Origin of the sequence: Campylobacter hepaticus (genome assembly GCF_001687475.2) — a bacterium.
In the GTDB taxonomy this organism is placed as follows: Bacteria; Campylobacterota; Campylobacteria; order Campylobacterales; family Campylobacteraceae; genus Campylobacter_D; species Campylobacter_D hepaticus.
The window spans coordinates 1,383,502-1,410,278 of sequence record NZ_CP031611.1 but is presented as its reverse complement, the minus strand read 5'-3'; the positions used below and the strand labels follow the sequence as shown (position 1 = coordinate 1,410,278).

At 28.1% G+C, this 26,777-nt stretch carries 22 protein-coding genes and 1 pseudogene; 10 read left to right on the top strand and 13 right to left on the bottom strand.

Annotation, left to right across the window (positions count from 1 at the left end; all coding sequences use genetic code 11):
* The first annotated feature begins 2 nt into the window (after window positions 1-2).
* The 3 genes from A2J15_RS06990 to A2J15_RS06980 are packed head-to-tail and all read left to right on the top strand — an operon-like array spanning window position 3 to window position 2,117.
* Complete coding sequence (locus tag A2J15_RS06990; protein WP_066777739.1) at window positions 3-524, top strand: chemotaxis protein CheW; 522 nt, start codon at window positions 3-5, stop codon at window positions 522-524.
* Entirely contained in the window at window positions 524-1,147 is a 624-nt protein-coding gene (gene serB, locus A2J15_RS06985; protein ID WP_066777734.1) for a phosphoserine phosphatase SerB, read from the top strand. Before A2J15_RS06990 ends, serB begins: the two co-directional genes overlap by 1 nt.
* A gap of 1 nt (window position 1,148) precedes the next feature.
* Complete coding sequence (locus tag A2J15_RS06980) at window positions 1,149-2,117, top strand: transaldolase (RefSeq protein ID WP_066777732.1); 969 nt, start codon at window positions 1,149-1,151, stop codon at window positions 2,115-2,117.
* Here the strand turns inward: A2J15_RS06980 and A2J15_RS06975 are convergent.
* The 10 genes from A2J15_RS06975 to A2J15_RS06930 form a co-directional block, all read right to left on the bottom strand.
* A complete protein-coding gene (locus tag A2J15_RS06975; protein WP_066777729.1) occupies window positions 2,114-2,536 on the bottom strand; it encodes a Sua5/YciO/YrdC/YwlC family protein in 423 nt (140 codons plus the stop codon). The two genes, A2J15_RS06980 and A2J15_RS06975, sit on opposite strands and share 4 nt — an antisense overlap.
* Before the next feature lie 387 nt (window positions 2,537-2,923).
* Window positions 2,924-6,196 (bottom strand): carbamoyl-phosphate synthase large subunit, encoded by a 3,273-nt coding sequence (gene carB / locus A2J15_RS06970; protein WP_066777724.1) that lies wholly within the window; start codon window positions 6,194-6,196, stop codon window positions 2,924-2,926.
* Between the two features lie 156 nt (window positions 6,197-6,352).
* Window positions 6,353-7,102: a rod shape-determining protein MreC gene (mreC, locus tag A2J15_RS06965; RefSeq protein WP_066777722.1), complete on the bottom strand. Its 750-nt coding sequence runs from the start codon at window positions 7,100-7,102 to the stop codon at window positions 6,353-6,355.
* Window positions 7,092-8,132, bottom strand: a complete 1,041-nt coding sequence (locus tag A2J15_RS06960) for a rod shape-determining protein (RefSeq protein WP_066777719.1) — start codon at window positions 8,130-8,132, stop codon at window positions 7,092-7,094. Before A2J15_RS06960 ends, mreC begins: the two co-directional genes overlap by 11 nt.
* Before the next feature lie 10 nt (window positions 8,133-8,142).
* Window positions 8,143-9,366 carry an ATP-dependent Clp protease ATP-binding subunit ClpX gene (clpX, locus tag A2J15_RS06955; RefSeq protein ID WP_066777715.1) on the bottom strand — a complete coding sequence of 408 codons (1,224 nt, stop codon included), beginning with the start codon at window positions 9,364-9,366 and terminating at the stop codon, window positions 8,143-8,145.
* Complete coding sequence (gene lpxA, locus A2J15_RS06950; RefSeq protein WP_066777712.1) at window positions 9,366-10,151, bottom strand: acyl-ACP--UDP-N-acetylglucosamine O-acyltransferase; 786 nt, start codon at window positions 10,149-10,151, stop codon at window positions 9,366-9,368. The genes clpX and lpxA overlap by 1 nt, the downstream gene beginning before the upstream one ends.
* Window positions 10,151-10,591 (bottom strand): 3-hydroxyacyl-ACP dehydratase FabZ, encoded by a 441-nt coding sequence (gene fabZ / locus A2J15_RS06945; protein WP_066777709.1) that lies wholly within the window; start codon window positions 10,589-10,591, stop codon window positions 10,151-10,153. Before fabZ ends, lpxA begins: the two co-directional genes overlap by 1 nt.
* Window positions 10,592-10,679: 88 nt before the next feature.
* Entirely contained in the window at window positions 10,680-11,771 is a 1,092-nt protein-coding gene (locus A2J15_RS06940; RefSeq protein WP_066777705.1) for an epoxyqueuosine reductase QueH, read from the bottom strand.
* Window positions 11,772-12,224 (bottom strand): thioredoxin-dependent thiol peroxidase, encoded by a 453-nt coding sequence (bcp, locus tag A2J15_RS06935; protein ID WP_066777702.1) that lies wholly within the window; start codon window positions 12,222-12,224, stop codon window positions 11,772-11,774. It abuts the gene before it with no gap.
* On the bottom strand, window positions 12,221-12,427 hold the full coding sequence (locus A2J15_RS06930) for a tautomerase family protein (protein ID WP_066777699.1): 207 nt from the start codon (window positions 12,425-12,427) through the stop codon (window positions 12,221-12,223). Before A2J15_RS06930 ends, bcp begins: the two co-directional genes overlap by 4 nt.
* A 233-nt stretch (window positions 12,428-12,660) precedes the next feature.
* Here A2J15_RS06930 and ilvE point away from each other — a divergent pair, with 233 nt between their 5' ends.
* From ilvE to A2J15_RS07915, 7 genes and pseudogenes are all read left to right on the top strand, one after another.
* Window positions 12,661-13,575, top strand: coding sequence for a branched-chain-amino-acid transaminase (gene ilvE, locus A2J15_RS06925; protein WP_066777697.1), 915 nt, complete (start codon window positions 12,661-12,663; stop codon window positions 13,573-13,575).
* Window positions 13,576-13,585: 10 nt separating this feature from the next.
* Window positions 13,586-14,668 (top strand): prohibitin family protein, encoded by a 1,083-nt coding sequence (locus A2J15_RS06920; protein WP_066777695.1) that lies wholly within the window; start codon window positions 13,586-13,588, stop codon window positions 14,666-14,668.
* A gap of 10 nt (window positions 14,669-14,678) precedes the next feature.
* Window positions 14,679-15,206: a DUF2393 family protein gene (locus A2J15_RS06915; RefSeq protein ID WP_066777692.1), complete on the top strand. Its 528-nt coding sequence runs from the start codon at window positions 14,679-14,681 to the stop codon at window positions 15,204-15,206.
* Window positions 15,206-15,715, top strand: a complete 510-nt coding sequence (locus A2J15_RS06910) for a DUF2393 family protein (protein ID WP_066777690.1) — start codon at window positions 15,206-15,208, stop codon at window positions 15,713-15,715. The genes A2J15_RS06915 and A2J15_RS06910 overlap by 1 nt, the downstream gene beginning before the upstream one ends.
* A gap of 277 nt (window positions 15,716-15,992) precedes the next feature.
* Entirely contained in the window at window positions 15,993-16,565 is a 573-nt protein-coding gene (locus A2J15_RS06905) for a cytochrome c3 family protein (RefSeq protein WP_066777687.1), read from the top strand.
* Window positions 16,566-16,579: 14 nt separating this feature from the next.
* Window positions 16,580-19,098, top strand: a pseudogene (locus tag A2J15_RS06900) (molybdopterin guanine dinucleotide-containing S/N-oxide reductase).
* A gap of 332 nt (window positions 19,099-19,430) precedes the next feature.
* Window positions 19,431-21,170 carry a methyl-accepting chemotaxis protein gene (locus tag A2J15_RS07915; protein ID WP_116980510.1) on the top strand — a complete coding sequence of 580 codons (1,740 nt, stop codon included), beginning with the start codon at window positions 19,431-19,433 and terminating at the stop codon, window positions 21,168-21,170.
* A gap of 352 nt (window positions 21,171-21,522) precedes the next feature.
* Here the strand turns inward: A2J15_RS07915 and A2J15_RS06890 are convergent, their stop codons facing one another.
* Genes A2J15_RS06890 through A2J15_RS06880 form a run of 3 tightly spaced genes read right to left on the bottom strand, consistent with a single transcriptional unit; the run spans window position 21,523 to window position 26,776 of the window.
* A complete protein-coding gene (locus tag A2J15_RS06890) occupies window positions 21,523-23,889 on the bottom strand; it encodes a DUF7494 domain-containing protein (RefSeq protein WP_066778873.1) in 2,367 nt (788 codons plus the stop codon).
* Between the two features lie 21 nt (window positions 23,890-23,910).
* Complete coding sequence (locus A2J15_RS06885) at window positions 23,911-25,299, bottom strand: NADH-quinone oxidoreductase subunit N (protein ID WP_066778879.1); 1,389 nt, start codon at window positions 25,297-25,299, stop codon at window positions 23,911-23,913.
* The gene (locus A2J15_RS06880) at window positions 25,289-26,776 is read right to left on the bottom strand and encodes an NADH-quinone oxidoreductase subunit M (protein ID WP_066778881.1); all 1,488 of its coding nucleotides are present in this window, start codon (window positions 26,774-26,776) and stop codon (window positions 25,289-25,291) included. The genes A2J15_RS06885 and A2J15_RS06880 overlap by 11 nt, the downstream gene beginning before the upstream one ends.
* Window position 26,777: the final 1 nt, after the last annotated feature.

Here is a 26,777-nt window from a genome sequence, read left to right as displayed (position 1 = left end):
ATATGAGTAATGAAAAATTAGAACAAATTTTACAAAAACAACAAGCTCAAATAACTGGTCCTGATATTGATCAAAAAGAAGATGATATCATCCAACTTGTAGGTTTTGTAGTTGGGGATGAAGAATACGCTATTCCTATTCTTAACATACAAGAAATCATCAAACCTATTGAATATACTAGAGTCCCTAGTGTACCTGATTATGTTTTAGGTGTTTTTAATATGCGTGGTAATGTTATGCCTCTTATTGATTTAGCCCAACGCTTTCATTTGGGAAGTTCTAAAATGACACCTCAAACAAGATACATTGTTTTAAGAGGAGAGGCCAATGGCACAGGGGTTGGAGGAAATGCTGGTTTTGTCATAGACAGGCTAACAGAAGCTATTAAAATTCATAGAAATAGAATCGATCCACCGCCTGAAACTTTAGTTAAGGATAAAGGCATGATCTATGGCATAGGTAAAAGGGATGATAATATACTTACCATATTAAAGGTAGAAGCTTTACTTAAACGTGAATTTTAATGATTAAACTCTGCATTTTTGACTTTGATTCCACCTTAATGGATGGCGAAACAATTGATATTTTAGCCGCAGCATATAGCAAGGATCAACAAATCAGTAAAATCACCCACCTTGCTATGAATGGAGAACTTGATTTTTTTGAAAGTCTTCAACAAAGAGTAAGTCTATTAAAAGGTATGGCTTATGAAAAAGTCTTACAAATAAGCTCCGCACTTCCCTTAATGCAAGGAGCTCAATGCCTTGTTGAATATCTTCATTCTAAAAACATACAAACTGTTATTTTTAGCGGAGGTTTTCATGAGGGTATAAATCCTGCTATGCAAAAACTTGGGATAAAAATAGGCTTTGCAAACTATTTACATCATAAAAATGGAATATTAACAGGATTAGTTGGCGGAGAAATGATGTTTTCTAATTCAAAAGGTTTAATGTTGCAAAGACTAAAAAATTTTTTAAATTTAAAAAGCGAAGAAGTCATGTGTGTTGGTGATGGGGCTAATGATATCGCAATGTTTAACGAAAGTGGTTTAAAAATTGCATTTTGTGCTAAAGAAATCTTACGATCAAAAGCTGATATTTGCATAGATATAAAAAATTTAAAAGAAATAATAAAGGCAATATAAAATGAAAAAATTTTCTCTTTGGTGTGATTTTATAGAAAATAGTTTTTTAGATAATGAATTTTTAAATTTATTGTCTCATGGTATTAATGGTGCTACATCAAATCCTGCTATTTTTAAAAATGCCATTTTAAATTCTCCTATTTATAAAGATAAAATCCTTAAATTAAAAGGTAAAAAAGCAAAAGAAATTTACGAAGAATTAGCAATTTGTGACATTCAAAAAGCCGCTGACAAACTTGCTCCTTTATTTTATCAAGGTAATGATGGTTTTATAAGCATTGAAATTGATCCACGACTTCATGATAATACCTTATCAAGCTTAGGCGAAGCAAAAAGACTATATACCCGTATAGCAAAAGAAAATGTTATGATAAAAATACCAGCAACCCATGCATCTTATGAAGTTATGTATGAATTAATGAAAAATGGTATTAGTGTCAATGCTACTTTAATTTTTTCACTAGAACAAAGTCAAAAATGTTTTGAAGTTTTAAATTCAGGTTTAATAGAATTTAGAAAAAAGAATATCAATAAAAGAAAAGATCCACAAGGTGTTATTAGTATCTTTGTAAGTCGCTTTGATAAATTTTTAAATGCTAAAGCTACAGAAGAAAACCGCATAGGAATTTTAAATGCTAATTTACTCTATAATAATATTGTATGCAAAAATGAAGCAAATATTCGTGCTTTATTTGCAAGCACAGGGGTTAAAGAAGAAAAATTAGCAAAAGATTATTATATCAAAGAACTTCTTTTTGAAAATAGCGTAAATACTGCTCCACTTGATGCTATACAAGCATTTAACACAGAATTTGAATTTAAAAAACCTTTAATGAATTTTGAAATTTATACAGAACTTAACCGCATCATTTTACAAGATGAAAGAGAAAGAGCCCATAGCGTATTATTAAAAGATGGCTTAGAACAATTTTGTATAGCTTTTGAAGAAATTTTACAAGCTTTAAGCTAACGAAGCTTTTTAAATCTTTTACGATTGAGTTTGATTATTTTTGATGGGATGTTTTCAAAAAAACTCTCATCAATCACTATATCTGCTATACTTCTAGCCCAAACCTCATCAAATTTTTGTCCATGCTTATTTGCAGAACTTGAATAAAAATAACCATTTATTTCTAAAAATTGCGCGTGTTTACATTCTTTAACTATACGAATAGCTTGGTTATTTGGATAAATAAAAGTTGTTTTTTTAGAACGGCGTATTAAATTTTTAAATTTATTTGGAATTCTTGTAAAATTTTTCAACTCACAAAATTTTGCACAAGTAATTAAACAAGGCTGATCTTTAGCCCTGCCTTTTAAAGCATTAATTTCTTCTAAATTTTTACTTAAAAATCCTACTGTAGTATCTGTTTGCGCTAAATAAATCATTAAAAAACCAGCAAGTCCGTTTTTTTCAAAAGAGTATACTTAAAATAATATTGCATATTTCTAGTACAATCTAATACATTTTTATATTTTAATTTTTTAAAACTATTTAAAGAATAATCCATTTTACTCTTACTTTGTTATAAAAAATAATTTTTGATATATTTTTTCTTTGAAAATTATATCTTTATAAACTTTCATTATAAATCCTATCAAATTAATAATTATAAAAAATATTATACCATTTAGAGAGTAATTTTATTTATCATTAATTTATTTTAAAAAATACTAGAAACTTATAAAATCTAGATTTAATATATTCTTTAAATATTAATAATTTATCAAAGTTTACATAATATAATCTTTATATAGTCTTTAAATATTTAATTTTTAATCAGATTTAAGCCATTCTTGTAAGCTTTTTACCTCCAAATAATTTTTACCTTGTATGGCTTTAATTGATTTTGCACCTGCTAAAGCTGAACGCAAATTGGTAAAATAAGGGATTTTAAAACGTATAATATTTTCACGAATTTTTTTTGTATCGCCTTTAAAACTATGACTATCGCTTGTATTAATCACTAATTGAATTTCTCCATTTTTAAGCCTATCTTCAACATTTGGACGTCCTTCTGAAATTTTATGCACCAATTCACACTCAAAACCACTCTCTATAATTTCCTTACGGGTTCCACTAGTTGCCATAAATTTAAAACCTAGTTTAAAATATTCATTAGCAAGCTTTTTAGCATATTTTTTATCTTTTTCTCTTAAAGAAATAAATACCACACCTTTTTCAGGCAAATGATTAAAAGATGCAATTTGACTTTTAGCATAAGAATTTGCAAAATCCTTACTTATTCCCATAATTTCACCAGTTGAACGCATCTCAGGACCTAATTCTAAATAACTACCACTAAGTTTTGAAAAAGGAAAAACTGCTTCTTTCACACTAATGTATTTTGAAATTTTAGGACGCAAAATTTTATGATCAAAATTTACTATTTTAAAAGTATCGTAAAATTTTAAAGCTTCTTTTAAATTGCCTTGCCACATCACACGTGTTGCAACTTTTGCCAAAGGAATACCTGTAGCTTTACTTACAAAAGGTACAGTTCTACTTGCCCTAGGATTAACCTCTATCATATAAAGCTCATTATCATATAAAGCAAATTGTATATTTAAAAGTCCTATTACACCTAAATTTAAAGCAATATCAGCAGTTTTTTGTGTAATTAATTCTTGTATTTTATCATCAATATTACAAGGAGGTAAAGAACAAGCGCTATCACCTGAATGGATTCCAGCTTCTTGTATATGCTCCATAATTCCTGCTACATAAACATCTTTACCATCACTTATAGCATCCACATCAATTTCTGTAGCATTATCTAAAAATTGATCTATTAATACAGGACTTTTATCGCTAACATCAACAGCTTCTTGCATATAAAACCTAAGTTCAAGCTCATTATTAACCACACGCATAGCACGCCCACCTAAAACATAACTTGGACGCACCAAGACAGGATAACCTATATCACTTGCTTTAAGTATTGCTTCTTCTACACTTGTTGCAGTAGAATTTTTTGGCTGATTAATGCCTAATGTTGTGATAAATTCAGCAAATTTTTTCCTATCTTCTGCCATATCAATCACCCTTGCACTTGTACCTATAATCTTAGCTCCAAAAGCACTTAAACGCTTAGCAAATTTTAAAGGGGTTTGCCCACCAAAATGAACAATCACCCCATCAGGTTTTTCACGCTCAATCACAGCTCTTAAATGTTCAAAATCTATAGGTTCAAAATACAAAACATCACTTGTATCATAATCAGTAGAAACTGTTTCAGGATTACAATTATACATAATAGTTTTAATACCCATATCCTTAAGAGCAAAGCAAGCATGTACACAAGCATAATCAAATTCTATACCTTGTCCTATACGGTTTGGTCCTCCACCTATAATCATCACTTTTTTTTCTTTTTTGTCCTTAGTTTCATGTTTACTCTGGGTTAACTCGCTTACATTTATACTAGAATAAAAATAAGGGGTTAAAGCTTCAAATTCTCCTGCACAAGTGTCTACCTCACTAAATTCAGCTATAATTTTTTGTTTCATTCTTGCATAATAAATATCATTTTGACTAAGCTCTAAATTGTCTTTTAAATTAACAAGCAAGGCAATCATTTTATCTGAAAAACCCATAGTTTTTGCTTTTCTTAAAAGAGCTTTATTGCTTAAAATATCCATATCAATTTGTTCTTCAAAATCAACAATTTCTTTAATTTGAACCAAAAACCAAGTATCTATTTTACAGAGCTCATAAAGTTCTTCTACACTAAACCCCTCTCTAAAAGCTTGTGCTATATAAAGCAAGCGTTTTTCACTGGGATTGCGAATATTAAAAATAAGATCATTTTTATCTTCAAATTTTATTCTATCAAAACCGCTTAAAGAACGCTCTAAAGAACAAAGAGCTTTTTGTATACTCTCTTTAAAAGTACGTCCTAAAGCCATCACTTCTCCTACACTTTTCATAGCAGTACCTAAAATAGTATTAGCTCCTGGAAATTTTTCAAAAGTAAAACGAGGAATTTTAGTAACAATATAATCAATCACAGGTTCAAAACTAGCAGGAGTCCCTGTAATATCATTTTGTATTTCATCTAAACTAAAACCCACTGCTAAAAGTGTAGCTACTTTTGCAATAGGATAACCTGTAGCCTTACTTGCCAAAGCACTTGATCTTGAAACCCTTGGATTCATTTCTATAACTATGATTCTACCATTTTTTGGATTAATAGCAAATTGTACATTGCTCCCGCCTGTATCTACACCAATTTCACGCAAGATAGCAAAAGATGCATTACGCATAATTTGATATTCTTTGTCTGTTAAAGTTAAAGCAGGAGCTACTGTAATACTATCACCCGTATGAATACCCATAGGATCAAGATTTTCTATACTACAAACAATAATACAATTATCTGCTTTATCACGTATAACCTCCATTTCATATTCTTTCCAACCTAGCAAACTTTCTTCAATTAAAATCTCGTGAATAGGAGATAAAGATAAAGCAGTATTAGCAAGCTCTTTAAATTCATCCATATTATATACTACACCACTTCCAGCACCTCCTAAAGTATAAGAAGCACGAATCATTAAAGGAAAACCAATTTCATCCACTGCTTTTAAGGCTTCATCATAATTATACGCATACATAGATTTTGGTAAATCCATGCCAATTTTTTTCATACATTCTTTAAAAATTTGACGATCTTCACCCTTTTTAATAGCCTCAGGATTTGCCCCTAAAAATTTCACATTATCCAAACAACCGCTTTTATAAACTTCCATAGCAACATTTAAAGCTACTTGTCCACCCATAGTTGGTAAAATAGCATCAATTTTTTCTTTTTTAATAATACTTAAAATACTTTCTTTTGTAATAGGTTCTATATAAGTAGCATCAGCAAATTCAGGATCTGTCATAATAGTTGCTGGATTTGAATTAATAAGCACTACACGATATCCTAATTCTTTTAAAGTTTTAACCGCTTGAGTACCTGAATAATCAAACTCACAAGCTTGCCCTATAACAATAGGACCACTTCCTATAAGTAAAATATTTTTAATATCTGTTCGTTTTGGCATAAATTATCCTAAGAGCATAAATTTAAGTTTTATTATAACTAAATTTTGTTTTATACAAGCTTTTAAAGTAAAAATTTACAGTTTTAATTGTATTTTAAATACAATTTCAAAACTTAAATATTGTGAATTCTAAAATGTATATTTAAGATTATTTTATTATAAACTATCAACTACATATAAATAATTTGGAATACTAATTTGAATATAAGGTTTTACTTCAACACTTTGATACATATCTTCATCATTAATCTTACTCACAATACCTACTGGTATATCCGAAAAGAAAATATTATCAAGTCCACTAGTTAAAATTTCATCCCCTATATTGATTTTTGCCCATTTTGGAATAAATTTAACCATAAGCTTACCATCTTCACCTTGAATTAAACCTGGAGCTTTAAGTTTTCCTATGTATACAGAAAAAACACACTGGTCATCTCCTTGTAATAATGCCATAGCCCTACCATTTTTATTAATAGCTATACCTGCAGTATAACCTTGATAAATTAATCCACGATTTTTAGTAATAGGAATCTTATTCCAGTCTAACCATAATTTCTTATAATCATTTAATTGCACATAAGAAATAACTCGAGTTAAAGAAACTTGAGGTAAATATTTTGTAGAATTTTGATCCTCTAAAATACGATTTAATTGATTTGCAAAACTAGTTACTTTTACAGCAATATCTTCTAATTCTTTATTTCTTATTTTTAATTTTTGAATTTGCTCAATTTGATTAAAATGTTGCGAAATAGATTCTCCTAAATAATCTTTAATATTATAAAAATTACTTATAACAAGATCATTAATACGAAGAACATTTTGCTTAACAAGCCCCCCATAATAAAAGGATATAAAAACCAAAAAGGCTAAAATAAGAACATAAAAAATCTTATTCTTCATTAGTCAATTGTTGCAATAATGAAATTTCCTCCAAAGCTTTACCCGTTCCTTTTGCTACAGCTAAAAGCGGCTCATCTGCAATATAAACTGGCAAACGTACAATTTCAGATAAATATTTATCAAGCCCACGAATTAGTGCTCCTCCTCCAGTTAAAACCACACCATTTTCTACTATATCACTTGCTAAATCAGGCGGCATCATTTCAAGCACCATTTTTAAAGCATCCGCTATTTCTTTTAAATATTCACGCATAGCCTCTCTTACATCTTCACTTGTAAGTTCAATACGACTTAAAAGCCCGCTTACTTGATCACGACCTTTAACTACCATAGAAAGTTCTTTTGGAAGCTGAATAGCAGATCCTATGGTAATTTTAATCTCTTCACCAGTTCTTTCACCTATAATAAGATTATATTTTTCTTTAACATAATTTACTATACTCATATCTAGTTTATCACCAGCAGTACGAATAGATTTAGATATTACAAGTCCACCTAAAGAAATAACTCCAATTTCAGTTGTTCCTCCACCAATATCTACAACCAAATTTCCTTTAGGTTCTTGTATAGGCAAGCTAGCCCCAATTGCTGCTGCCATAGGCTCTTCAATCAAAAACACTTCTCTAGCGCCTGCACTTAAAGCACTCTCTCGTACAGCTTTTCTTTCTACTTGAGTTAAACCATAAGGCACAGAAATAATAATTCTAGGACGTAAAAAGCTTTTTCTACGGTGTGTTTTTTCTATAAAATAACGAATCATTTTTTCTGTCATATCAAAATCTGCAATAACACCATCTTTCATAGGACGGATAGCTTCAATATTACCTGGAGTTTTTCCTACCATATCCTTAGCTTCTTTGCCTACAGCTAAAATTTTAGCTTTAGAACCATATTTTTCTCTTTCAACAGCCACTACAGAAGGTTCATTAATTACTATACCTTTATCTTTTACCAAAACAAGAGTGTTAGCTGTTCCTAAATCAATCCCCATATCACTAGAAAAAAATCCTACAAGCTGATCTAATATCATTTCTATCCTTTTAACTTATTTTTCTCTTTATTAACAATGCTTTTGCATTTTCTTTAACAACTTCTTTAGTAATTACAATATCATAATTTTTATATTCTGGTAATTCAAACATTAAATCCACCATAATTTCTTCTATAATACTTCTAAGTCCCCTAGCTCCAGTTTTTCTTTCAAGAGCAAGCTGAGCAATTGCTCTTAAAGCTTCTTCTTCAAATTTTAAATTAACCCCATCAATGGCAAAAAGCTTTTGATATTGCTTAACAATAGCATTTTTAGGCTCAGTTAAAATCTTAACCATATCATCTTCATTTAATTCATTTAAAGATGCAATCACATGTAAACGCCCTATAAGCTCAGGAATTAAACCAAAACGCACCAAATCATCAGGTTCTATTTTCTCTAATAAAGTCTTACTATCTTCTTGTTTATCTTCAAAAAAACCTACAACCTTATCACCTAATTTTCTCTTAAGTATAGTTTCTAAACCATCAAATGCCCCACCACAAACAAATAAAATATTTGAAGTATCAATTTGTATAAAATCTTGATTTGGATGTTTTCTTCCTCCTTTTGGCGGAATATTAACCAAACTTCCTTCTATAATTTTAAGCAAAGCTTGTTGCACACCCTCTCCACTGACATCACGCGTAATAGAACGATTTTCACTCATCCTTGCAATCTTGTCAATTTCATCTATAAAAACTATACCTTTTTGTGCTTTTTCTACATCTCCATCTGCAGCTTGTAAAAGACGGGTTAAAATATTTTCCACATCTTCACCAACATAACCTGCTTCAGTCAAAGAAGTGGCATCACAAATTGCTATTGGTACATCTAAAAATTTAGCTAAAGTTTGAGCTAATAAAGTCTTACCACTCCCTGTTGGACCAACAAGCAAGATATTAGACTTAAAAAGCTCAGTATCATCATTTTCAAGATCAGATTTAAAAAGTCTTTTATAATGATTATACACACCTACGCTAAAAATCTTTTTAGCCCTATCTTGACCTATAACATAACGATCTAAATAAGCTTTTAATTCTTTTGGAGTGATATCTTTAAAATCAACATTATGGTATTGCTTAGGATTTTTAAATTCTTTTTCTTCACCATAAATAATACTATAAGCACCCTCAACACAATACTCACAAATAAAAGCATCATCATTTTCATTTGCTAAAATTCTTCTTTGTGAATTTTCTATCTCATTGCAAAAACTACATTTTCTAGGCATTATTTTTTACCTCTATAAACAGGAATTCCTCGTTTGGTTTCTAATATAAAATTACACATTTTTTTAATATTTTCGCTTTGACTTTCTGCAAGTAATGCTATTGCATTCTCTTTTAAATCTCCTTGTTTAAATAAAAATTTAAAAGCTTTATTTAATCTATCAATTTCATCTTTATCAAAACGACGACGTATACCTACTAAATTTAAACTTCTAATACTTGCACGATTTCCCTCAGCTAAACAAAAAGGGACTATATCTTGTGAAAGTGCGCTAGCACCCGCTATCATACAACCTTCACCTACTTTTACAAACTGATGAATAGGAGTAAGTCCCCCTACAACAGTAAAATCTCCAAGTTCAACATGTCCTGCTAAGGTCGCATTATTTGCTAAAATAATATGATCGCCCAAAAAACAATCATGCGCAATATGACAATAAGCCATAATAAAAGCATGATCTCCAATGCGCGTAAAACCATCTCCTTTTGTCGTACCAGAATTAATAGTTACAAATTCTCTAATCGTAGCATTTTTACCTATAATAACCCCTGTTTTTTGCTCATCCTTATAAGAAATATCTTGAGGAATATCCCCTACTATGGCATAAGAAAAAATACGAGAATGATCCCCTATAGTTGTATTTGAAAGCACCCTAGCGCCTTGCTTAATGATAACATTATTACCTATTTTAGCACTCTTACTCACATAAGCATAAGCTTCTATAACAACATCATCACCAAGCTGTGCGCCTTCTTCAATCACTGCACTTGGATGAATTGTTCTCATTATTTATCTACTATCATAGCTTTAAGCTCAGCTTCTGCAACTAAATTATTTTCTACAAAAGCTTGACCCTTAAAAATCCACATGTTGGCACGATTTTTAACTACACTCATCTCATAATCAAGTCTATCTCCAGGACGCACAGGATTTCTAAATTTTGCACCATCAATACCTGTAAAATATACAACTTTACTTTTTGGATCAACTTTATCTTCCATACTTTCAAAAGCTAAGACTCCACCAGTTTGAGCCATACCTTCTAAAATTAATACTCCAGGATAAATAGGATGATCAGGAAAATGCCCCATAAAAACATGGTCACTTATGCTAATGTTTTTATATCCGCGCACCACTTCTTTAATTTTTAATTCTATAATTTTATCAACCAATAAAAAAGGATAACGGTGTGGTAAGATTTTTTGAATTTGCATTACATCTATCATTGTAAATTACCCTTAAAACAATTAAAAAATTTTATTATATAAAAAATTCATTAAAAATTATATTAACAAAAAAAGTTTTTCTTATTTTTTAGATTTTAATAAGTATTTCTTTACTATCGTTATAAATTTCACTTTTTGCTATAATTTCATATCTTGTGGGTAAAATATTTTCAAGTATAACAACAGGACTAAGATCATAAAAACCAAAATGCTTCACACGCCATTTAATTTCTACTTCTATACTTAAAGGATGTTTTAAAAAATCTTCAAAATTTTTCCATTTATTTTTAAAAAATTGATTAAAACGCCAAAATTCGACAAAAAGAATTTCATCTTTAGTACTTCTATAAAATCCTTCTTTTACATTTTGTTTTAAATTGTGTTCATCTAAAGAAAATCTTGTATAGGAATTTTTAAAATGAGAATAAAATAAAATATGCGATTTAACAGGTTTTTTATCAATTTTTATCAAAGCACTTAAAAGACGATAATTTAAAAATTTTTGTCTTATAATCTTAAATTTTAAACCTTTTTTTTCAAATAAATATGCCTTTTTATAAAGAGCTATTCTTGCTTGTATACTTGCAGGTAAAATTTGCTTATTTATGGGTGAAATAAATTCATCAATAAAACTCTTATCTTGTTTTTGTTTATTAAGCCCATAAATACAACCACAATAATTTTGATGATAAAGCATTGCTTGTTTTGCTAAAGCAAATTGTCTTTGAGTGCCGCCATTTTTACGAAAATCAGGGGCTAAAAATTCTATTCCATAAGGTTCACATTCTTTTTGCAAAGTTTTTCTTAATTGCTCTAAATCTTTTTTTGGACTTGTTAAAAGCGTAGTAGTAAGTTTTTTTTCTCCTAATTTTACTGCAAATTCTACACTAGAACCCATTCTTACATCAAAACAAATACTACATCTTTTACCTTTTTCAGGTTCATTTTCATAGCCTTTTACACTTTGTAACCATTTTTCATATTCATATTCGCCCTTATAAAGTTTAATACCAAGCTTATCACAAGATCTTTTAACATCTAAAAATCTTAATTCATATTCACTTAAAGGATGAATATTTGGATCATAAAAATAAGCTATAATTTTTTCATCAGGATAAACTTTTTTAAGTTCACTTATAAAATAATGGCTATCCACACTACAACAAATATGAACCAACATTTAAAGACTTTCAAACACTGTTAAAACATGATCTTTAACACGGACATTAGTGTAAATTTTTATAATTTTTCCCACTTCATCAATAATAAAAGTTGAACGAATTACACCTTCATATTCTTTACCATAATTTTTTTTAATTCCCCATACTCCATATATTTTACAAACTTCTTTTTCAGGATCACTAAGTAAAATATGTTTTAAATTAAATCGAGTGATAAATTTTTCATGACTTGCCACACTATCAGGACTTATACCTATAATTACTGCATTTTTATCATTAAATTGATCATAATGCATACTAAAATCACAAGCTTGTGTAGTACAACCTGGAGTACTATCTTTAGGATAAAAATACAAAATGACTTTTTTACCGATGAAATCCTTAAGACTAACTTTTATCCCATCTTGATTTAAAAGTTCAAATTCAGGTGCTTTGTCTCCTATTTTGATCATTTGTTTGCCTTTGTTTTAATTATTTCTAAACTTTCTCCACCAAAACCTATATCATAATTTTCTATATCTTCTAAAATAACGATAATTCTTTCTTTATTTTTATTATATTTTTGACTTAAAAGATCAGTTATATCACTTATAAGTTCAGCTTTTTGTTCTTTACTTAAAGCTGGTTTTGCTAATTTTATATTTACCAGTGGCACTATTTTTCCTTACAAATTTTAAAATATCTAAAATAATAATTTTTATAATTATTTCAAAAAATATTTAATGCTTTTTAACAAAAATAACTATGAATACAGTAATTTAATTCCTTCAAATAAACTTTAAATATATTCAAAACTTATTGTTAGTATATTTTTGATAAAATTACAATTTATTATTAAATTATAATAATTTTTTAAAGAATTAAACAATATATTTTTAAGGTAGAAAAATGATTTCAGCAAATAAAATTTGGATGGATGGAAAATTAATTGATTTTAAAGATGCAACTTTACATTTTTTAACCCATTCTTTACATTATGGCAATGCTGTTTTCGAAGGAACTAGAGCTTATAAAACTGATAAAGGTTTAGCAATTTTTAGACTTAAAGATCACACTAAAAGGCTCTTAGAATCTGCAAAAATAACTCTTTTAAAATGCCCTTTTTCTCAAGAAGAACTAGAAAACGCTCAAATTGAACTTATAAAGGCAAATCATTTTAAAAGCAATGCTTATATACGTCCTTTAATCTTTTTAGGTGATGGAGTTATGGGTCTTTATCATATGAAAGCTCCAGTTAGAGTAGGTATTGCTGCTTGGGAATGGGGTGCTTATCTTGGTCAAGAAGCCTTAGAAAAAGGCATTAAAGTAAAAATTTCATCTTTTACAAGAAATAGTGTAAAATCTTGCATGGGCAAAGCTAAAGCAAGTGCAAATTATTTAAATTCACAAATTGCAAAATTTGAAGCTATTGAAGCAGGTTATGAAGAAGCTTTAATGCTTGATGAAGAAGGTTTTATCGCAGAAGGAACAGGAGAATGTTTTTTTATTGTAAGGGATGGAATTTTAATCACACCTCCAAATGATTTCTCCTTAAAAAGTATTACTCAAGATACTGTACTTAAAATTGCTCACGATCTTGGTATTACTATAATGCGTCAAAGAATTTCTAGAGATGAAGTTTATACTGCGGATGAAGCATTTTTCACTGGAACAGCCGCTGAAATCACTCCTATTAATAATGTTGATGCAAGAATTATAGGAAATGGTTTTAGAGGAACTATGACTAAAAAACTTCAAGATGCATATTTTAACATAGTTTATGGACATAATGAAAAATACGCATCTATGCTAACTTATATTTAAAAGGAAATAAATGCCAGCTGATTTAAATGATTATTTTAATAAAAAAAATAAAAATTCTAACAATAACGGCAACAACCGTCACAATTTTAACTTTAAAACTCCTGAGTTTAATTTCAAAGGCTTTGGGAAATTTTCCCCTTTCATTTATGGAGCAATTATTATTATCTTATTTTTAATTATTGCTAAACCTTTTATGGTAATTAATTCTGGAGAAATGGGTATTAAATCCACTACAGGTAAGTATGATCCAAATCCTTTAGAACCAGGACTTCATTTTTTTATCCCTTTTGTACAAAAAATAACTATAATTGATACAAGAGTAAGACAAATTAATTATGCTTCTATAGAAGGAAGTAATGAGAATTTATCTTCAGGTTCAGGAGTTATTAATAAAAATAGCATTTCTGTTCTTGATTCACGTGGTTTACCTGTATCTATTGATGTAACAGTGCAATACCGCTTAAATCCTCTTCAAGTACCTCAAACTATAGCAACTTGGAGTTTAAACTGGGAAAATAAAATCATTGATCCTGTAGTACGCGATGTGGTAAGAAGTGTTGTAGGAAAATATACTGCAGAAGAATTACCAACTAATCGCAATGCTATAGCAACTCAAATCGAAGAAGGTATAAGAAAAACCATAGAAGCGCAACCTAATGAGCCTGTGGAATTACGTGCAGTGCAACTTAGAGAAATCATCCTACCTTCTAAAGTCAAAGAGCAAATAGAACGAGTACAAATTGCCAAACAAGAAGCTGAAAGAACAAAATATGAAGTTGAAAGAGCTAATCAAGAAGCATTAAAAAAAGCAGCTTTGGCTGAAGGTGAAGCTAATGCAACTATTATTAGCGCGAAAGGTAAAGCTATGGCAGTAAAAATTGAAGCTGATGCACAAGCTTATTCTAATAAAGAAATTGCTAATAGTTTGAATACGCCTTTACTGAATTTAAAACAAATTGAAACCCAAAAAGAATTTAATGAAGCATTAAAAGTCAATCAAGATGCAAAAATCTTTTTAACTCCTGGAGGAGCAGTGCCAAATATTTGGGTTGATACTAAGGATATTAAAAAACAAAGTTCTGTTAATAATTAAAGGCTTGTGAGTGGAAAAACTAAAAGAAATCTTGCTTTTTTATACTACTCATTTATATTTAGTAGATTATATGCTGATTTTATTAGTATTTTTCCTTTTCACTTGCGTTTTACTTCTTTGTGTATTTTTACGCCATAAACCTATACTAGCACTTTTCATTATTGCTTTTAATATTATCACTTGTTTTGTCGTTTACACTTATGGATATAAATTCATAGATCACAAAGTAAGATCACGCCAAATAGCCATTATGGATGAAAAAATCATACAAAGTTCTAATGCTTTAATTGTCGATTTTAATATTACAAATACTTCAAAAAATAATTTTCAAACATGTAAAATTACAGCCAAAATTTTTAGCAATATACTAGCTAATGATGATATCATACAAAAATATAAAAAACAATTTATTCCTTTTAGACAAAAAAGTAAAGAAATTAAAGATTTAAAGAAAAATTCAACACAGCTACAAAGAATTGCTTTTGAAAATTTTGATGATATAAATCATACTGTACATTTAAACTCAGAGTGTTTTTAATGCATTTTACAATCTTTCATATAATAACTTTGATTATTTTACTTTGTTGCTTTGCTTTGGTTTGTCTTTTAATTTTTCTTAAAATCAAACAAAAAGAAACAGCGTTAATTTTTTATACCATAGCAACTGTTTTTACTGCACTTTTAATATATTCTATTTTTTTAACCATCAATCAATTTACCACTCAAGCTCATCTTAGTAAATTAAGTTACACAAGAGACTTAAGACATGAAAGTGTTATTATTAGTGGAAAAGTTCAAAATCTCACCCAATTTAGCATCAAAAAATGCTATTTAATTCTTAGCATAGTAGATCAAAGACAAGTGGGTGGAGAAATCTTTAATGATAAAAATATTCGCAACGCCAAAATGCAAAATACTAGTGTTTCTTATACTATAGAAATTATTGACAAACTCCCAGGCAACACCTATAAAGAATTTAAAGCCAATGTTCCTTTCCCGCCAAGTTTCAACAATGCTGAATTTTATCATACTCTTAAATGTATTTAAAAAATTAAAATATCACACCTTTTATCTTGATAAACTAGATTATACAATCATCCAATCATCACTTAAATAAAAAAATTACTCCTCAAATTAAGTTAATTTAAAAAACATTAAAATATATTAATAATTAATTTATAATAATAATTTATATCAAAATAAGAATAATATTAAACTATTAAAAAATAAATACTTATAATAATAATTATATAATTAAGTAATAATTAAAAATAAATTGAAATACAATAATTTTATATCGAAATTTTTATATAAAGGAGTACTGATGAAAAATATTATTGTTTTATTGTTCATGACAATAGGTCTATGGGCAAAAAATACTGTTTATTCTGATTTAGTTGTAGCACTTTATCTTAATAAAGAAGATACTAAAATTATAGGTAAACTTTTACCCACCAATCCTTTTGAAATACTCAAAGATGACAATGATAAAGTTTTGATAAAAATTGAAGGCTATGTTAACCCAAAAGCACCCTGGGTGATTTATTTTAATGATTCTCAAAGAATTATCATGGCAGCATTTTCCAAAAATACTCAATTAAATTTTTCTCAAAAAATTACAGGAAAAAAAGATCAATGGGATAAAGTCAGTCTTCAAATTTGGGCTGATAAAACAGAAGTTACTCCAAACAATCAAGCAATGTTAAATCGTGCTAAAGATCTCTTTGTTAATAATTGTGGAATTTGCCATGCCCTTCACAAAGAAAAAGAATTTACCGTAAATGCTTGGCCTGCGATTTTTAAATCTATGGTTGATAGAACAGGGATTGAAAAAAAAGATACATGGCTTGTTATACAATATTTGCAAAAAAATGCAAAAGATTTTAAAGCAAATTAATTTAAGGAAAAAACATGTTAGATAGAAGAAAATTTTTAAAAATCAGCACAAGTTTAAGCACTCTAACTTTTTTACCACATACCTTAATGGCTAAAAATATAGAAGCTTCAAAAGTTAGCCTTGGACTTGTTAAAAATGGTCAAATTATCACTGCAGCGCATTGGGGAATTTTAAAACTTACTATAAAAGATGGTAAAATTATAAAAAGTGAACCTTGGGAAAAAATCACAAAAAATGACAATACTTTACAACATTATACCGCAGATATGGTTTATAAATCTCGTATAAAATATCCTTATGTGCGCAAATCTTACCTTGAAAATCCTGATCATCCCAAACCTGAACTTCGCGGAAAAGACGAATTTGTCCGCGTAAGTTATGATCAAGCCATTAAACTCATTGCCAAAGAACTTAAAAAAACAAGGGATGATAAGGGTACAAATGCTATTTTTGGCGGAAGTTATGGTTGGAAATCTAGCGGAAATATGCATAATTGCCGTATACTACTTCACAGATTTTTAAATATAACAGGTGGATTTGTAGGCACTACTGGAGATTATTCTACAGGTGCTTCTCAAGTGATTATGCCTTATGTTGTGGGTTCTATAGAAGTTTATGAGCAACAAACTTCATGGGAAAATATTTTAAGCAACTCTAAATATGTAGTTATTTGGGGAGCAAATCCACTTGCTACCTTACGCATTGCTTGGACTTCAAGCGAACAAAGAGGTTTAGCATACTTTGAAAAATTAAAAGACAGTAAAATTAAAGTTATTTACATAGATCCTATAAAAACTGATACAGCTAAATTCTTAAATGCTCAATGGATAGCACCGCGTCCAAACACTGATGTAGCTTTAATGATGGGCATGGCAAGCCACCTTATTAAAAAACAAAAAGTAGCTTATAAATTTCTAGAAAACTATACCACAGGTTTTGATCAATTTCAAAACTACTTAGAAGGTAAAGAAGATGGCATTAAAAAAGATGCACAATGGGCAAGTAAAATTTGCAACATTAATAAAAAAACTATTGAAAATTTAGCTGAACTTTTTTATGATAATCCTACTATGATTATGAGTGGATGGGGCATGCAAAGAGCACATCATGGAGAACAACCACACTGGATGCTAATAACACTATGTGCTATGCTTGGACAAATTGGAACAAAAGGAGGTGGCTTTGGATTAAGCTATCATTATAGCAATGGTGGTGTTCCAACTTGTAAAGGTGGGATTATTGGTGGTATGAATGCAGCAAGCTTAGGTATTTATAAAGATGGAAAATTTCAAGGATTAGCTAAAGAAAATGTATCTAATGCAAATGCAGAATGGTTAGAAAACACTACAAACCATTCTTTTCCTGTAGCAAGAATTGCAGATGCTTTATTAAGCCCAGGCAAAACCATTGATCATAATGGAAGCAAAATTACTTATCCTGATATTGATTTTATTTATTGGGTAGGTGGAAACCCTTTGGTGCATCATCAAGATACTAATACAAATATAAAAGCTTGGAGAAAACCTCGCACTATCGTTGTAAATGAAATTTATTGGACTCTAACAGCAAAAATGGCAGATATTATTATGCCTACAACTTCATCTTATGAAAGAGATGATATTGCTATGACAGGAGATTATTCTAACATGCATATAGTGCCGATGAAACAAGCAGTTAAACCTATAGGTGAAAGCAAGGATGATTATACAATTTTTTCTGATATTTGCAAAATTTATGGCACAGATATTTTTAATGCCTATACACAAAAGGATAAAAAACCCAAAGATTTTATCAAACAATACTATAATGATGCTTTAAAACAAACAAAAGGTTTTGGTGAAGCCTTTTAGCACTCCTATGCCTAGTTTTGAAGAATTTTGGGCAAAAAATGAACCTATAACTTTTGAACCCTCAGCTCAAAGTTTAGAATACACACGTTTTGCTGATTTTATTGAAGATCCTATTTTAAATGCTTTGGGTACTGATTCAGGGTTAATTGAAATCTATTCAAAGAACAATTCAAAATTATCATTATGATGATTGTAAAGCACACCCTACTTGGTTTGAACCTATTGAATATCTTGGCAATGCCACCAAAGAAGCACCTTTTCATTTACTTACAAATCACCCAAAAGATCGTTTACATTCTCAATTATGTCACACGAATTTAAGAAATACCTATGCAATAAAAAATAGAGAACCTATTTTAATCAATTCTAAAGATGCTAAAAATTTAGGTATTAAAGATGGCGATGTTGTACGCGTATTTAACAAACGCGGTGAAGTTTTAGCAGGGGCAATTGTAAGCGATGAAATTATGCAAGGCGTGGTCAGACTTTGCGAGGGCGCTTGGTATGATCCTGATGAAAATGGACTTTGCAAATGCGGCAGTGCTAATGTTTTAACCCTAGATATGCCAAGTTCTAAACTTTCTAATGGTAATATTTCTCACACAGGACTTGTTAATATAGAAAAATTTAAAGGAAAACTCCCAAATATTAATGCTTTTAGCCCACCAAAAGGTGCAAATTAAGAAAGCCTTAAGGCTTTCTTTTAAGCACAAAATATTGATCAAAATATAATTTATATTTTTAATATAAATATTTTTTTAATAAATAATATTTTTATATAATAAATTTTATCACCTAATATTTATAAATTGTTAATTATAAATACACTTAAAAAATACCGTATACTATCTTTAATTAGATATTATTATTGATAAAATATAAATAAATTTTATTAAAATTTATTTATATTTATGGTATAATTTCGATATTATACTAAATAAATTATTAATATTATTTTAATATTTTATTTATTTAGTATAATACTTAAATATAAAAGTTAAATATAGGAGTACTCATGCAATTATCAATACGTAAAAAAATACTTATGCTAGGAGGAATTTGCTTTATTTCAATGTTGGCAACCTTTGCAATTTTTTATTATAATAATTTACAAGGAAGTAAAAAAATAACTCAAACAACTCGCTTTTTAATCAATAAAGAAATAGACAATAAACTTGAACTTTTAACCAAATCTATGGCAATCACTTTAGGAGATTTAATTAAAAATATCCATGATGAAAAAGAAAAAAGAAATATCATAGCTACTGCAATTGAAAATTTTAGATTTGAAGATGATAAAAGTGGATATTTTTCTGTTTACAAAAAAACACTATGTGTAGCACATGCTGTAAGAAAAGACATAGTAGGTTCAGATTTAGGCAATGCTAAAGACAGTAATGGAATTTTTTACGTGCAAGAACTATACAAAAAAGCTTTAAATAAAGGAGGTTTTGTTTCTTATAAATTTACCAAACCTCAAAATGATGGTTCTACGGTAATAGCTGATAAAACATCATATAGCTACTTAATACCTTACACTAATGATATGTGGGTAACAACAGGTATGTATAAAGATACCTTACAATCTTATATTGATAAAAATTTAAGTGAATTATTATCATTTTTTTCAGAAAGCTTTTTTACAACAATCATATTTTCTATATTATTTATATTAATCATAATACCTTTTGTTTATATGTTTTATAAAAATCTTATCACAGGAGTTAAAGGAATACATGCTAATATTAACTCCTTCTTTGACTTTATCAACCATAAAACAAAAAATGTTTCTACTATAGAAGTGAAAAGTAAGGATGAATTTGGTCAAATTTCAAGTGCTATTAATGAAAATATCTTACAAACTAAAAAAGGTTTAGAACAAGATAATCAAGCAGTTAAAGAATCAGTACAAACAGTATCTATAGTAGAAGGAGGTAATCTTACAGCAAGAATTACTGCTAATCCAAGAAATCCTCAACTCATAGAACTTAAAAATGTTCTTAATAAACTCCTTGATGTTTTACAAGCTAGAGTGGGTTCTGATATGAATATTATTCATAGAATTTTTGAAGAATACAAATCTTTAGACTTTAGAAATAAAATTAATAATGCTTCAGGAAGTGTAGAATTAACTACTAATGCCTTATGCGATGAAATAGTAAAAATGCTAAAACAAAGTTCAGATTTTGCTAATGCTTTAGCTAATGAAAGTGGTAAACTTCAAACTGCTGTTCAAAGTTTAACTAGTTCTTCTAATTCTCAAGCTCAATCCTTAGAAGAAACAGCAGCAGCTTTAGAAGAAATTACCTCATCTATGCAAAATGTTTCTGTTAAAACTAGTGATGTTATTACCCAATCTGAAGAAATTAAAAATGTTACAGGTATTATTGGAGATATTGCAGATCAAATCAATCTTTTAGCATTAAATGCAGCTATTGAGGCAGCACGTGCGGGTGAACATGGTAGAGGATTTGCTGTTGTGGCTGATGAAGTAAGAAAATTAGCAGAAAGAACTCAAAAGTCTTTATCTGAAATTGAAGCTAATACTAATTTATTAGTCCAATCTATTAATGATATGGCAGAATCTATTAAAGAACAAACTTCAGGTATTACTCAAATTAATGAAAGTGTAGCTCAAATTGATCAAACCACTAAAGATAATGTTGAAATAGCTAATGAATCAGCTATCATTTCTAATACAGTAAGTGATATTGCTAATAATATCTTAGAAGATGTAAAGAAAAAAAGATTCTAACCTTTAATCTTAGCTCTTGAAGCTAAGATTAATGATTGTGGTATAATTTGATATATTAAATCTCAATTTTAGAAAAATATCAAATGCAAACAACTAAATTATTATTTCATCTGCTATATTATAAAATATTATTTTCATAATAATTGAATCCAAACTTCTTATATTTTTTACTAAAAAGTTTTATTTTGACAATTTACCAACTAAAATTATTATTATTTATATTTAACTTTTTACAATCATTAAAATCATTTTATATCTAAAATAATACATCACAATATATTGATAAAAATTTAAGTAAAATTTTTATCAATATAATAATTTAGATATTGAAAAATAATTTTTATTCTTTTAATTATTGATTTATGATTTGATTTTTACCCTGACACAAATTTTTCCAGTTTGAAGGATTTTTAACCTCAAGACATTGCTTTAAAGCTTCTTTTTGAGCTTGCATATTTTGCATTTTCTCATACACTAAAGCTAAAGTATATAACGCTCTAGCCCTATTTTCATCTGAAAGTTTTAATTTAAGCAAATCTGTTAAAACAGCTAAGCTTTCTTCATTTTTATTTATTTTCATTAAAGCATCAAGGTACATAAATTCTAAATTAGGACTAAAAAGATTTATACCTTTAAAATTTTGATAATTAATAGCTTTTGGGGCATAAGTTAAAATTGTTGTTTGCATATTATGATCTTTTGCATAAGAAAGTAAAGTGTCATAAATTTCTACCATATTAAAATTCATTGAAAAACTTTCTAAAATTTGTAAAACTTTCATAGCTTGATTATATTCATCTAAACGCAATAAAGATAAAAATTGTAAATAATAAGCCTTAAAATTTTCTTCATCACTTTTCAAAACCCTAGAATCGCTTATTTCTTTAGATATTTTAAACACTTTATCATATTCTTTATTATCAAAAAGTATAGAAGCTTTTTTAAGACCATAAAATATAAAATCCTCATTATAATTTTTATCAATATAATTAAGAGCTTGTTCTATATTAGAAGTTCTAACAAAACAAGCTAACATTTGCTTTTTATTTTCTATTTTTTGACCTATATCATATGCACTAAAACGTATAAAAATATTTGTTGCTTTTATACAATCATTAGCCTTTATTGCATTTTTTAAATCATTAAGTGCTGCTTGTTCTAAAAATTTGCTAGCCTTTGCAAGCTTATTGCTTTCTATTAAGTCTTTATAAGCTAAAACAGCACTAAAATTTCCTTCTTTATAATATAAAGCAACATCCTCATCTAAAGCTTTATTAGCAATATTTTTATCTTCATCTTCATATTCTTTCATTAATTGCGCATAACGCTCATGTAAAAAACTTGCATTATTATCCTTTAAAGCAAAAAAGACCTCATCACTTGTTTTCTTTACCTCGTCTAAATATTGACCATCTAAATAATCATCCATATATAAATCAAGATATTTTTTAGCTTCCTTAGATCTTGAAGTGCGCGATAAAGTTAAAGCCAGATCTTTTAAAGCTTCTTCATATTTAGGATCAAGTTTAGACATTTTAACAAAACTCTTTTCATAAATATCTGCACTAATATCAAATTGTCCTTTTTGACTAAATAATTTAGCAAGTTCTAAAGATCTTAAAATATCTTTTCCAAAATATTCAGGATTAGCTTTTAAAACAATATGAGCATATTCTAAAGCCTTATTTATTTGTCCATTTAAAAGTAAATTTTTTGCTAAACTCATGGCTGATCTTGCTGCTAAATCTAAATTTTTTGTATTAAAATAAGTGTTTTCATAAATTTTTACAGCTTCATCTTCCTCATTTAAATTATACATATAATCTGCATAATCAAGTCTTGACAATTGTGCAAAATAACTATTTGGTTGCTCATTATCTAAAATTGACATAATATATTCAACATCTGTACGTTGTGCTAAAGCTATATAAGTTCTTAGCATAATATGTAAAATTTCTGGAAAATTTCTATCACTCGTGAAAGTACGAGTCCAATTTTTAGCATCATCAATCATATTTTCTAAAACTTGCTGATTGCGCATACTTGAATCTTGAGTATAAAGTTTATTTTGCGCTCTTAATTTATAAAGTATAAACTCTCTAGTAAAAATACTACCTTTATATCTATTAATAGCATTTTTTGCATCAATAATTACTTGATTATAATTGGCTTTATCATATCCTTTTTTAATGCGCAAATAAGTATTAATATCTGCACTTTGAGGAATAATTACAGGATTGGAATTTAAATCTAATGCTCCTACATAAGGTAAACTTTCGTGAGGAAAATTAATATTAAAATCAAGTCCATCATAATTTTTAGCTTTTATTATTCCTGGCATAAAAAGAAAGGTAAATTTTTTACTCTTATGTGAATTAGATGATCGAAGTTCTTTATCTATATAAATATTTTGCGAAGTATCAAATATTTTTACATCTATTTTGGGTAAGATAATCATTTTAATTTTTTGCGCCTCTTGAATAAATTTTAAATCAAAAGCCTTAAAATTTTGATCTTTTAGTTTATTATCAAGCACACCTGGAATATCACATTCAAAATAAAATTTTGATTGATCAAGATATTGCTTACAAGTAAATTCTAAATCATTACTTGCATGCAAAACTGCAAAAGCTTGATTATTTTCACGACCTGTGTTTAAAACAAGTTCAAAAGCAAAAACTTGAAAAAAACTTAATAAAACTAAAAATAATATTCTCATAAAATAATTATAGCAAAACTCTTACAACATTAATAAAATAGCAAAAACGCTAACTAAAATACACAAAAATAAAATAAAATATTGCATAAAACTAAATTGGATATTGTGGGTTTTATCATTTTTTACAAATAAAGCATGAATTAAAATTTTTAAATATGCATAAAGCATAATAATAGAGGATAAAGCTACAAAAAGAGCTAAATACCAATATCCATTTAAAATTACTGTAATCAAAACCATAAATTTACCCCAAAAAACACCAAAAGGTGGGATAGCAGCTAAAGAAAGGACGCTAATACTTAAACAAAAAGCAATTAAAGGTTTTTTATATAAAAGTCCATTTAAAACCTCATAAGAATGATTTTGATAATTACTTAAAATCATAAATATACCATAATTAGCAAATGCAAACAAAATCCAATATCCAAAAATAGCAAACAATATTCCATCAAAATTTTGTTCTTTTAACAAAGGAATACATGCAAGAATAATCAAAGAAGAATACACCACAGAACTATAAGCAAACATTTTTTTAATATTCTCTTGACTTAAAGCAGCAAAAGAAGCTGCAAACATAGAAAAAACTACTAAAACCATGATAATATATTCAAAACCTGTCTGATTTAAAAAATCAAAAAGACGAATAACCACTGCTAAAATAGCAATTTTTGGAACAACAGAAATGAAAGCGATTAAATTAGTATGTGCAGCATAATACACATCTTTAAGCCAAAAATGAAAAGGTACTAAAGAGAGTTTAATAGCACAAAGTACAAAAATCATTACCCCAGCACTCAAAAGCATAGGATCTTTTTGTATTTCATTCTTAAGCGCTAAATGAGCCAATAAGTCCAAAGTTCCTGTTTTTAAATAAATAAAAGCTGCAGCCATAACAAAAAAACCCGATCCTACAGCTGCAAGAGTAAAATATTTTATAGCACTTGAAACAGCATTATTACTTCCACGCATAGCTATAAGAGTATAAAGAGCCAAAGAAGAACTTTCAAGTCCTGTAAAAATAAGTACTAAATTTGAACTTGATACCATTAAAAGTAAAGAAGCTATCATAAATAAAAATAAAGCATAAAATTCACCTTGATTTTCTTCTTTTTGCATTAAAATATATAAAAATGAAAAAGATAAAATAACTAAAGATGCATAAAAAGAAATAATATCATTATTTAAAGTAGATAAAAAAGCATTTGCATTTAAACCTTGAATATTAGCATTATTTAAAATAAAAAAAATACTTACAATTAAAGATAAAGCACTAAAACTCACATAAAATGAACGATGAAACTTCCAAAAACTAGAACAAAGCAAAATAACTATTGCACTTGCAATCAAAAATAAAAAAGGATAAGATAAACTTATATTTAAAAATTCTAAATTTAAAAAATCATTTAACATTTACTTCTCCCATTTGAGATAAAAAACTTAAACTATCTTGCTCAATAGCTCTAATATTCATTATTTTTATAAGTTCATCTACATCTTTTTGTATAGGTTTTAAAAGCATATTTGGTACAAGACCTAAATAAAAAATTATTATAACTACACATGAAAGTGAACCTATTTCCCTAAAACGCAAAGAAAAAGATTCTATAGTATTTTGTGCTTGCATAAAAAACATTTTTCTAAAAATAGCAAACATATAAATTGCACCTAATATAACGACAAATCCAGCTAAAAAAGCATAAAATAAATGAATCTTTGCTATACCTAAAAGTATTAAAAACTCTCCCACAAAAGAAATAGTAAGTGGCAAAGATATACTAGCAAGTAAAATTAAAATAAAAAAAATTGAAAATAAGGGTGATTTTTTAGCCAAAGAATGATAAAAACAAATATCATAAGTATGATATCTTTGATATAAAAGCTCTATCATTAAAAATAAAGATCCTGTTACTATGCCATGTGCAAACATATAAAATACAGCTCCACTTATACCTAAAGAATTTAAAGAAAAAATTCCTAAAATCATCACACCAAGATGAGAAATTGAGCTATAAGCAATTAATTCTTTTATATTTGTTGATTTATAAGCAATTAAAGCATTATAAATAATGCTAAGTATACATAAAATTACAATTAAAGGCATAAAATACACACTTGCATCTGGAAAAAGAGGCAAGCAAAACAATAAAAACCCATAAGGAGCCATTTTGAAAACTACAAGCATTACACTAATAAAAACAGGTGAGTTAGTATAAAGTTTTGGTGCCCAAGTATGAAAAGGAAAAAGTGGAGCTTTGATAGCAAAAGCTATAAAAAAAGCACCAAAAAGCAAGCTTTGTTCTATAAAATTAATAGCAGAAGCGTTATTTTTCCAAATTTCTAAATCAAAAGTAAAAATATTTAAGAGCTGATAATTTAAATAAGCTTGATAAATCAAAGCTACTAGCATTAAAATTGACCCTGAAAAAGCATAAATAAAAAATTTAATACCTGCTTTAAAATCTTTACCATAAACACCAATAATATAAAGTATAGGTAAAAGAGAAAATTCCCAAAAAACATAAAATAATATTCCATCTTTTGCACTAAAAAGACCCATAATGCTAAATTCTAAAAAGAAAATGGAAGAAACAAAAGTTTTTTGCTCTATTTTTAAGAATAAAAAACTTAAAAATATCATCAAAGAACTTAATAACATTAATGTAAGAGAAATACTATTAACTCCTATATGATAAGTAAAAAATTTTAAAATTTTAAAAGAAAGTTGATAATTAAAATCATTTCCTTGCAAACAATCTACAAAAATTTCAAAATTTAAAACCAAAATCATAAAACTTACAACAACGCTAAAAACTTTTACTCCCCCGCGTTTAACAAGCAAAACCACAAAAGCAGCAATTAAAGGAAAAAATATCAAGTAATTAAGCATC

Bases quoted from the DNA above. Each gene is read 5' to 3' on its own strand.
- A2J15_RS06990 (WP_066777739.1), top strand. From the start codon at position 3: ATGAGTAATGAAAAATTAGAACAAATTTTACAAAAACAACAAGCTCAA.
- carB (WP_066777724.1), bottom strand. From the start codon at position 6,196: ATGCCAAAACGAACAGATATTAAAAATATTTTACTTATAGGAAGTGGT.
- fabZ (WP_066777709.1), bottom strand. From the start codon at position 10,591: ATGATAGATGTAATGCAAATTCAAAAAATCTTACCACACCGTTATCCT.
- A2J15_RS07915 (WP_116980510.1), top strand. From the start codon at position 19,431: ATGCAATTATCAATACGTAAAAAAATACTTATGCTAGGAGGAATTTGC.
- A2J15_RS06940 (WP_066777705.1), bottom strand. From the start codon at position 11,771: ATGTTGGTTCATATTTGTTGTAGTGTGGATAGCCATTATTTTATAAGT.
- A2J15_RS06975 (WP_066777729.1), bottom strand. From the start codon at position 2,536: ATGATTTATTTAGCGCAAACAGATACTACAGTAGGATTTTTAAGTAAA.
- mreC (WP_066777722.1), bottom strand. From the start codon at position 7,102: ATGAAGAATAAGATTTTTTATGTTCTTATTTTAGCCTTTTTGGTTTTT.
- A2J15_RS06885 (WP_066778879.1), bottom strand. From the start codon at position 25,299: ATGTTAAATGATTTTTTAAATTTAGAATTTTTAAATATAAGTTTATCT.
- clpX (WP_066777715.1), bottom strand. From the start codon at position 9,366: ATGCCTAGAAAATGTAGTTTTTGCAATGAGATAGAAAATTCACAAAGA.
- A2J15_RS06920 (WP_066777695.1), top strand. From the start codon at position 13,586: ATGCCAGCTGATTTAAATGATTATTTTAATAAAAAAAATAAAAATTCT.
- A2J15_RS06905 (WP_066777687.1), top strand. From the start codon at position 15,993: ATGAAAAATATTATTGTTTTATTGTTCATGACAATAGGTCTATGGGCA.
- A2J15_RS06960 (WP_066777719.1), bottom strand. From the start codon at position 8,132: ATGATATTAGATCAGCTTGTAGGATTTTTTTCTAGTGATATGGGGATT.
- A2J15_RS06910 (WP_066777690.1), top strand. From the start codon at position 15,206: ATGCATTTTACAATCTTTCATATAATAACTTTGATTATTTTACTTTGT.
- A2J15_RS06880 (WP_066778881.1), bottom strand. From the start codon at position 26,776: ATGCTTAATTACTTGATATTTTTTCCTTTAATTGCTGCTTTTGTGGTT.
- A2J15_RS06980 (WP_066777732.1), top strand. From the start codon at position 1,149: ATGAAAAAATTTTCTCTTTGGTGTGATTTTATAGAAAATAGTTTTTTA.
- bcp (WP_066777702.1), bottom strand. From the start codon at position 12,224: ATGATCAAAATAGGAGACAAAGCACCTGAATTTGAACTTTTAAATCAA.
- ilvE (WP_066777697.1), top strand. From the start codon at position 12,661: ATGATTTCAGCAAATAAAATTTGGATGGATGGAAAATTAATTGATTTT.
- A2J15_RS06890 (WP_066778873.1), bottom strand. From the start codon at position 23,889: ATGAGAATATTATTTTTAGTTTTATTAAGTTTTTTTCAAGTTTTTGCT.
- serB (WP_066777734.1), top strand. From the start codon at position 524: ATGATTAAACTCTGCATTTTTGACTTTGATTCCACCTTAATGGATGGC.
- lpxA (WP_066777712.1), bottom strand. From the start codon at position 10,151: ATGAGAACAATTCATCCAAGTGCAGTGATTGAAGAAGGCGCACAGCTT.